At 64.7% G+C, this 8,461-nt stretch carries 8 protein-coding genes; 2 read left to right on the top strand and 6 right to left on the bottom strand.

The window, feature by feature from the left end; genetic code table 11:
- The first annotated feature begins 11 nt into the window (after positions 1 to 11).
- The gene (gene hpaH, locus EOA22_RS17025) at positions 12 to 818 is read left to right on the top strand and encodes a 2-oxo-hept-4-ene-1,7-dioate hydratase (protein ID WP_063169698.1); all 807 of its coding nucleotides are present in this window, start codon (positions 12 to 14) and stop codon (positions 816 to 818) included.
- Between the two features lie 28 nt (positions 819 to 846).
- On the opposite strand, the gene EOA22_RS17020 is transcribed toward hpaH, so the two are convergent.
- From EOA22_RS17020 to EOA22_RS16995, 6 genes are read right to left on the bottom strand one after another with little or no spacing between them, the layout of a single operon-like run.
- Positions 847 to 1,869, bottom strand: a complete 1,023-nt coding sequence (locus EOA22_RS17020) for a phosphotransferase (RefSeq protein WP_063169697.1) — start codon at positions 1,867 to 1,869, stop codon at positions 847 to 849.
- A complete protein-coding gene (locus EOA22_RS17015; protein ID WP_127390100.1) occupies positions 1,866 to 3,158 on the bottom strand; it encodes an aminotransferase class III-fold pyridoxal phosphate-dependent enzyme in 1,293 nt (430 codons plus the stop codon). The genes EOA22_RS17020 and EOA22_RS17015 overlap by 4 nt, the downstream gene beginning before the upstream one ends.
- A 33-nt stretch (positions 3,159 to 3,191) precedes the next feature.
- Positions 3,192 to 4,541, bottom strand: coding sequence for an aminotransferase class III-fold pyridoxal phosphate-dependent enzyme (locus EOA22_RS17010; protein ID WP_063169695.1), 1,350 nt, complete (start codon positions 4,539 to 4,541; stop codon positions 3,192 to 3,194).
- A 19-nt stretch (positions 4,542 to 4,560) separates the two neighbouring features.
- Positions 4,561 to 5,229 (bottom strand): HAD-IA family hydrolase, encoded by a 669-nt coding sequence (locus EOA22_RS17005; RefSeq protein WP_063169694.1) that lies wholly within the window; start codon positions 5,227 to 5,229, stop codon positions 4,561 to 4,563.
- Entirely contained in the window at positions 5,226 to 6,506 is a 1,281-nt protein-coding gene (locus EOA22_RS17000) for a Tm-1-like ATP-binding domain-containing protein (RefSeq protein ID WP_063169693.1), read from the bottom strand. The genes EOA22_RS17005 and EOA22_RS17000 overlap by 4 nt, the downstream gene beginning before the upstream one ends.
- Complete coding sequence (locus EOA22_RS16995; RefSeq protein WP_063169692.1) at positions 6,506 to 7,276, bottom strand: IclR family transcriptional regulator; 771 nt, start codon at positions 7,274 to 7,276, stop codon at positions 6,506 to 6,508. Before EOA22_RS16995 ends, EOA22_RS17000 begins: the two co-directional genes overlap by 1 nt.
- Positions 7,277 to 7,449: 173 nt before the next feature.
- On the opposite strand from EOA22_RS16995, the gene EOA22_RS16990 reads away from it, so the two are divergent.
- The coding region (locus EOA22_RS16990; protein ID WP_164755565.1) for an APC family permease at positions 7,450 to 8,461 on the top strand (1,012 nt) is incomplete at its 3' end.

Below are 8,461 nucleotides of genomic sequence, written 5' to 3'. Positions count from 1 at the left end.
GAGGAAGCAGCATGACCCCGGAGCAAGTGGAAGACGCCGCGGCACGGCTGTTCGAGGCCGAGCGTTCACGCCGCCAGATCCGGCTGCTCAGCCTCGATTTTCCCGAGGCGACGATGGAGGATGCCTATCGCGTGCAGGCAGCGCTGGTGACGCGCAAGATCGATGCCGGGCTGAAGCCGAAGGGCTGGAAGATCGGCCTCACCTCCAAGGCGATGCAATATGCGCTCGCCATCGACACGCCGGATTCGGGCGTGCTGTTCGACGACATGTTCTTCAATGACGGCGCGTCGGTTCCGGCCGGCCGCTTTATCCAGCCGCGCGTCGAGGCCGAGATCGCCTTCGTCATGAAGGCGCCGCTGAAAGGCCCCGGCGTGACGATCTTCGACGTGTTCAACGCCACCGACTACATCACGCCGGCGCTCGAAATCCTCGATACGCGCATCGAGCGCGTCAATGCGGAGACGAAGAAGGCGCGTACCTTCTTCGACACCATTTCAGACAATGCCGCCAATGCCGGCATCGTCATCGGCGGCCGGCCGCAGCGGCCTGATGAGACCGACATGCGCTGGATCGGCGCCATCGTTTCGCGCAATGCCGAGGTCGAGGAGACCGGGCTTGGCGCCGGCGTGCTCAACCATCCGGCGATGGGCATTGCCTGGCTGGCCGACAGGCTCGCCCGCTACGGCATGTCGATCGCTGCCGGCGAGGTCGTTCTCTCCGGGTCGTTCGTGCGTCCGGTCGAGGCGCGACCCGGCGACACGATCGTCGCCGATTTCGGCAGTTCGGGCACGGTCAGCATCCATTTCGCGAAGGGCTGACGGTTCCGCCAGTTCTTATCAATCGGCCTTATTCGCCATGCAGATAGGCAATCACCACATCGGCTGCGATGGCCGACATGCGCAAGCCGACCTCCCTGGTGATGTCGCCTTCGACGCGGCTCTGCACCCAGCCGAGGAAGGCGAAGGCCCGCAAGGCAGAAAACAGCGGCAGCGCGGCGATGTCGCGCGCCGTCAGTTCGCGCTCCTGCCGATAGCCCTTGAGCAAAGCGTCCTCGATCAGCGGATAGATCGCCTCATCGCGGTTCTGGTAAAGCGCGACGGCAAGGTCGTACATGTGCCAGCCATGGCCGCAATCGTCGAAGTCGATGATGCGGATCGCACCATCATGGACGAGCACATTCTCGCGCACCAGGTCGGCGTGGATGATGCCGAAATTGCGGGCACTGCGTTCATACGTCAATAGCGCGCGCACGGCCTTTTCGCGCGCCCGCAAAACCAGCTCCCGGCGAGGACCGTCGAGGAAGGGCGAGGTCTCGAAACGCCCCCAATTCGGGTTCGCGCCGAAGAAGCCGTCGAAATCCCAGGCATGGCGGGCAAAGCCGGACGGAGGCGTCCAGGCTGCTGTGACATTGTGCATGTGGGCGATGGTTCGCCCGATCTCGGTAAAGATCTGTCTTGCCTGCTCGGGCGTAAAATCCAGCGGCACGCCTCGCGCGCCGACGGCGCGGCCTTCCAGCCAGCTCAGGCAATCGACTTGCCGGGGTTGCATTGAGGCGTTCGCGCTGACAAGCACGAACAGATCGCCAGCCGGCGTGGCGACCGCAGATGGCGTGGCGATGCCGGCCGATTGCAGAAAACCCATCCATTGCAGTTCCGAGCGCAGGGCGGCGTCCGTGTGATAGCCAAACCGGTGAATGCGCATGGCGGCCGGCTGGCCATCGGGCAGACGGATCCGGAAGACCGCGTTCTCGCGGAATTTCAGCAGCTCCGGCTCACCCTCATCAATGCCCCAATGGGCGAGCGCGCGCCTGGCCAGCGCCGTGACGTCGGCTGCCGTCTCGGGTTCGGATTGCGCGGAGACTGCGCTCACGCCTTCACTCCGCCGACTTCGCCAAGCACTTCTTCGAGGACGCCGATCAGGAAGTCGGCATTGTCGCGGGAGAACGGCATTGGCGGGCGGATCTTCAACACATTGCCGTGGATGCCGGTCTTGCCCATCAGCACGCCGCGCTGGCGCATCCGGTTGGCGACCTGCTCGGCAATGTCGGGCGCCGGTTCGCGCGTCTTGCGGTCGTGAACCAGTTCGGCGCCGAAGAACAGGCCAGCGCCCCTGACCTCGCCGATACATTCATGGCGATCGGCGAGCGGGCGCAGCAGGTTGAGTGCATAGGCGCCGACGTCACGCGCGTTGGCAACGAGATCTTCCTGCTCGATGACGTCGAGAACGGCATTGGCCACCGCGCAGGAAACCGGATTGCCGCCGAAGGTGTTGAAATAACGGAAGGCGTTGCGGAAGGTCGCCAATATCTCCCTTGATGTGACCACGGCGGCGATTGGATGGCCGTTGCCCATCGGCTTGCCCATGGTGACGATGTCGGGAACGAAGCCTGCGCGCTGGTGGCCCCAGAAATGACTGCCGGTGCGGCCGAAACCAGGCTGCACCTCGTCGGCGATGACCAGTCCGCCGGCGTCACGCACCGCGCGCATCGCGTCGTCGAAAAAGCCGGATGGGAGCGTCGGAAAGCCTTCATTGGCGAGCAGCGGACAAAGGATGATGCCGGACAGGCCGATACCGTCCTTTGCCAGCGCGGCGATGGCTTCGCGCACTGCGTCGCCAAAGGCTTTGCCGTTGGCCATCGCAGCCGGATGGCGATAGCTGTCAGGCGCCGGCACCAGCCTGACATTGCGGGCGCGGCCGCCGACCGGCGGCATGCGGGTGCTGAGCTGCGAAACCGCCGCGGTGTTGCCATGATAGGTGGCGTCGGTGGCGATGATACCCATGCGGCCGGCGGCGGCCTGCGCCATGCGCAGCGCGATGTCGTTGGCCTCGCTGCCGGTGCAGGTCAGGATGGCGGTCGACAGGCTGGCATCGAAGGTCGCGGTCAGCCGCTCGACATAGTCGAGGATGGCGGTGTGAAGATAGCGCGTGTGGGTGTTGAGCAGGCTTGCCTGCCGGCACAGGGCCTCGACCACATAGGGGTGGCAGTGGCCGACATGGGCGACGTTGTTGTATGCGTCGAGATATTTGCGGCCGTCGGCATCGTAGAGCCAGACACCTTCGCCGCGCACCAGGTGCACGGGCTCGTCATAGAACAATTGCGATTTCGCACCGAGCAGGCGCGAGCGCCGGCTAACCAACGCTTCTTGCGGTTGAGTCATTGCGTCTCGAAACTCCGTTCTCTCCAATAACCGTCAGACCTTCGACAGGCCTGCATCCAATGCTTCGCCGATCCTCGCGACATCCGCGGCGCTGACGATAAGCGGCGGCGACAGGATGATGGCGTTACCGGAGACGCGCAGCATGACGCCGGCCTCGTAGGCCGCCTCCGAAACCAATGCCATGGTCTTCTTGTCGGCGGGCTTTTTCGTCGCGCGGTCCGAGACCAGCTCCAGCGCCGCCATCAGGCCCTTGTACCGGACATCGCCGACGATCGCATGCTTCGCCTTCAGCCCCTCCAGCACGGCTGCGAGTTCGACACCACGCGCGGCCGCGTTCTCGTTCAGGCGCAGCCGTTTGGTCTCGGCAAGCGCCGCCAGACCCGCGGCGCAGCCGACAGGATGGCCGGAATAGGTATAGCCATGGCCGATGGCGCCGAAGCTGGTCTTGTCGGCCTCGAAGACATCGGCGACCTTGGCGCCGATCAAAGTGGCGCCGAGCGGGAAATAACCCGAAGTGATCGCCTTGGCGATGGTCATGAAATCCGGCTTCACACCGGACAGACGCGAACCCGACCATGCGCCGGTGCGGCCGAAGCCCGTCACCACTTCGTCGGCGATCAGCAGGATCTCGTGGCGGTCGCAGATTTCGCGCACCAGCGGCATGAAGCTCTCATGCGGAACGATGACGCCGCCGGCGCCGAGAACCGGCTCCATGATGAAAGCGGCGATGGTGTCGCCACCCTGGAAGGCGATTTCGTCCTCCAGCGCCCTGGCGCAGAGTTTTGCCAGCCGCACTGGGTCGGTCTCGTCGAACGGATTGCGGAAGGTCCAGGGCGCAGGAATGTGGAAGACGCCCGGCAGCAGCGGCTCGTAGTTGCGGCGGAAATTGGCGTTGCCGTTGACCGACGCGCCACCGAAATGCGTGCCGTGGTAGCCTTTCTTCAGCGCCAGGAACTTGGTCCGGTCGGCCTGGCCGCGGATCTTCCAGTACTGCCGCGCCAGCCGAAGTGCCGTTTCGACCGAATCCGAGCCGCCCGAAGTGAAAAACGTCCGCACCATGCCTTCTGGCTCGAACCATTCGCAGAGTTCGTAGGCGAGCTCGATCGACGGGCCGGTCGAGGTGCCGCGAAAGCCGGAATAATAGGGCAGCGCGCCAAGCTGGTCGGCGATCGCTTTCTTGATCGGTTCGCAGCTGTAGCCGAGATTGACGTTCCACAGGCCGCCGACGGCGTCGAGCACGGTGTTGCCGGCGATGTCGGTGACCATCACACCCTCGCCTTTCATGATCACCTTTGGCGGGTTGGCCCGCATCTCGGCCGGATGCGCCATCGGATGCCAGATCGGCTTGGCGTTGGTTTCGGTGAGAAAATTGATGTCGCGCATAATGGACTCCGCAAAAATCTCAGGCAACTGGGACGAGGTCGAAATGGCCGAGCGCCTCGGCATAGGAATGAGCCGGGCGAGCGACGTCGAAATGCACCGTGCGCATGCCGGCAGCACAGCCGCCATCGACATTGCGCCGCTGGTCGTCGACGAAGACGCAAGCGCCGGCAGGCAGGCCAAGCGCCTCGGTGACGAAGGCATAGGCACGCGGGTCGGGCTTGAGGATGCCGGTGTAAGTGGCGTCGATGATAACATCGAACAGGCCGAGCAACGGCAGCCGCTGGCGGAAGTCGGCGCCGTAGAACAGGTCGAGTTCATTGGACAGGATGGCCAGTCGAAAACCGGCGGCATGCACCGTGCGAATGGTGCTGTCAGCCTCCGGCCGCACCACCTTTTCCGGCTCGGCCCCTCGCGCGCGCCGGACGAAGGTCTCCATCGCCTGCCAGTCCTCCCCCACCAGACGGCCGACCTCGCTTGTGCGTGTGCGCCAATAGTCACGCTCGCTGATCTCGTCGGCCTGCATGGCGCGCCACAGCGGATCGCTGCCCGGATCGAACGGCCCGCGCCATTGCAGCGTCCCCGGCGCGAGGCCGAGCGCCTGTTCGGTCAAGGCGTGGGTCTCGAACAGCGTGCGGGTGACGACGCCGCCGAAATCGAGGACAAGCGCCTGGACGGGAACAGCACTCACGCCGCCACTCCCTCGGCCGGCTTGCCGCGCGGAACGATGCCTTCCTCGACCCAGCGGTCGAAGATCTCGAGCGCCTTGCCGACGAAGTCGTCGCTGTTGATGTGAGCGTCGATCTCGTGGAACTCGACGCCGGCGGGAATGACCTTGCGCATTTCGTCAGTGAAGGCGGCCAGGGCTTCCGGCTCATAGAGCGGCTCGCCCTCCACGTCCCATTCCTGGATGCCCTGGGACGGCAGGATGAAGGCGGAGCGGCCTCTGGCGGCACCGAGCTTGGCGGCGATGGTCCTGGCGACCTGGCGGCGATCGTCGGCATCGACGGTGATCGAAGCGATCAGCCTGTTGTGGGCATGAAACGGTCGCGTCGAGAATTTAGCCGGCAAATCCTGCCAGGTCGGCAGGTCGACCATGTCGACCGCGCCGGGTGCTGCGATCTGCGGAACGCCGCGGGCACCGGCATTCTCCAGCCGGTCGGTGCCGGAACTGACGACGGAGCCCGCGAGATGGTTGGTGATCTCCTGCAGGCTGAAGTCGAACACCGCGCAGAAATGGTCTTGGCCGGCAATCGATTCGAAGGCGCGGCCGCCCATTCCGGTGGTGTGGAAGACGGCAACGTCATAGCCGCGCTGTTCCAGCGCCGGCTTCAGCGTCTTCATGTAGCGCAGGCAGCTGCTGCCGAGCGAGGTCATGCCGATGGTCGGGCCTGTTGCCCGCGCCGACACGCGCGACGCCAGCACGATTTTCGCCGCGCCGACGACCGCACCACAGGCCTGTGACAGGACCAGCCTGCAGATCGAGTTGAGGCCGTACAGCCCGCCCGCCCAGAGGATCATCATCAGGTCGGGCGCGACGCGCTCGGGTGGGATGAGGTGCGAATAGGCGATGGTCGAGACGACGAATTTCGGCACGCCGAGCGGCAGGCAAAGCGCCACGTCGAGCGCCAGATCGGTTCCCATCGAACCGCCGATGGCGATGAAGGCGTCAATCTCGCCGTTTTGATGGAGCTTGCGCACCAGTTGCACGGCGCCGCCGGCCATCAGCGTCATGGCGGTGTTCTCGTCACCACTCGAAACGATCTCGGCGATCGTCACATCCACCGCCCGCGCCACGGCGTGCTTATCGTGGTCCGGACTGTAGGGCGGGTCGCCCAGCACGCTGACATCCATCATCACGGCGCTGCCGCCCGACTGCTCGATGCACTGTTTCATGAACAACAGCTCTTCGGCCTTTGTGTCGCCCGTGCCGATGACCAGGATGCGGGGTGCTGTCTCCGAGGGCATCAGGCCTGCCTCCTCAGGGTTTGCAGGTTTTCACCGTTGAGGCGCATGGAAATCTCCCGTGCCGCCGCCCTCACGGCAAGTCCCCGCTCCGTGATCGCGGCCGCCGTCGTTCTGGCCTTTGGCGCCGCCACCGCGATGGTGCCGAGCGCAAAGCCATCCGCCCCGCGGATTGCCGCCGCGACGCTGATCACACCTTCCTCATAGCCCTGGTCGCAGATCGAATAGCCGCGCTCGCGCGCCTCGCCCATGGATCTTGAGATGGCGGCCGGCTCGATCAGCGTATGGGCCGTGAAGGCATCGAGCGAACCCGTCAGGCACGCCTTGACGGTCTCGTCGCGGGCGAAGGCCAGATAGGCGATGCCCGACGCGGTCGAATGCAAAGGCAGCAACTGACCGATGTCGATGTTGACCCGGTTTGCCCATGCTGGATGCTCGACGTTGACGGTGACCAGCCTGTCGACGCCGAATTCCGACAAATGCACGGTCTCGGCCGTCGATGCGGCCAGGTCCCGCACCAGCGGAACGGCCGTCTGCAGGAAGGGAAAGCGCGCCTCGCGGATGCGCGCCAGCCGCGACAGCCCGGCGCCGAGGCGATAGTGCCGCGTACCCGCATCCTGCTCGACGAAACCACGGCCGGCCAGCGCTACCAGCAGCCGCCTTGTCGTCGCCTTGTCGAAGCCCGAGCGGCGCGCCAGATCGGACAGGCCGAGCTCGGGCTCGTCGACGTTGAACAGCTCCAGAAGCGAGATCGCTTTTCCGACCGTACTCAAATTTGCCTCCCCGTTCGGGACAATCATTTAACGTGTGAATTAACTTGACAGGCATCAGCATTGTTTGCAAGTCTATATTCAAAATAACGGTTCAAATAATGAACCAACCGCCAGAGTGCATGGGACAGGCCATTCGGCCGGCGAACTCAAGGGTTTGCAAACAGGAGGGATCAATGACAGCAGTCTCGGAACAGGCGCCGGCCAACAGGCTGCGCAAGAACAGTCTTGGCGTCGGCGCCATCACCTTCATGGTGATTTCTGCGGCCGCCCCACTCACGGCAGTCGCCGGCGGCACGCCGCTTGGCATGCTGATGGGCAATGGCGCCGGCTTTGCCGGCACCTATCTCATCGTGACCGTGCTGCTGCTTTTGTTCGCGGTCGGCTATGTCGCCATGTCACGCCATGTCGGCAATGCCGGCGCCTTCTATGCCTATGCCGCACGCGGCCTCGGCAGCATGGCCGGCGGCGCCACGGCGCTGATCGCCATCCTGTCCTACAACGCCATGCAGATCGGCGTCATGGGCCTGCTGGGCGCCGCAACCGCCGGCCTGTTCGCCGGCTGGGGCATCAACCTGCCCTGGTGGGTGTGGAGCTTCATCGCCATCGCGCTGGTCGCCGTGCTCGGCTATCGGCAGGTCGACCTCTCCGCCAAGATCCTGACGGTGCTGGTGCTGTGCGAATATCTTGTGGTGCTGATCCTCGATATCGCCATCCTCAAGACCGGCGGCGATAGCGGCCTGTCGGCGGCGCCATTCAGCTGGAGCCAGATCGTCAGCGGCTCGCCGGCCATCGCCATCCTGTTCTGCTTCGCCGCCTTCATCGGTTTCGAGGCGACGACGATCTATGCCGAGGAAGCCCGCGACCCAAAGGTCACCATTCCGCGCGCCACCTATTTCTCGGTCGTGCTGATCGGCGTCTTCTACATGCTCACGGCATGGCTGATGGCGGTCGGCGCCGGTGTCGACAAATTGCTGCCGACGCTGCAGGGATTGCAGGATCCGACGACCTTCCTGTTCGGCCTGTCCGACCGCTACGCCGGCACGATGCTTTCGCAGGCGATGAGCATCCTGTTCGTGTCGAGCCTGTTTGCCGGCGTGCTGGCGTTCCACAATGCGGTTGCGCGCTACATCTACGTCTCGGGCCGCGAGAAGCTGTTGCCGCAGACGATCGGCGTGACGCATCCGG

The sequence above is a fragment of the Mesorhizobium sp. M7A.F.Ca.US.014.04.1.1 genome (assembly GCF_003998745.1).
Taxonomy (GTDB): domain Bacteria; phylum Pseudomonadota; class Alphaproteobacteria; order Rhizobiales; family Rhizobiaceae; genus Mesorhizobium; species Mesorhizobium ciceri.
This window is presented reverse-complemented; position numbering and strand designations above follow the sequence as displayed.

Bases quoted from the DNA above. Each gene is read 5' to 3' on its own strand.
- hpaH (WP_063169698.1), top strand. From the start codon at position 12: ATGACCCCGGAGCAAGTGGAAGACGCCGCGGCACGGCTGTTCGAGGCC.
- EOA22_RS17015 (WP_127390100.1), bottom strand. From the start codon at position 3,158: ATGACTCAACCGCAAGAAGCGTTGGTTAGCCGGCGCTCGCGCCTGCTC.
- EOA22_RS17010 (WP_063169695.1), bottom strand. From the start codon at position 4,541: ATGCGCGACATCAATTTTCTCACCGAAACCAACGCCAAGCCGATCTGG.
- EOA22_RS17000 (WP_063169693.1), bottom strand. From the start codon at position 6,506: ATGCCCTCGGAGACAGCACCCCGCATCCTGGTCATCGGCACGGGCGAC.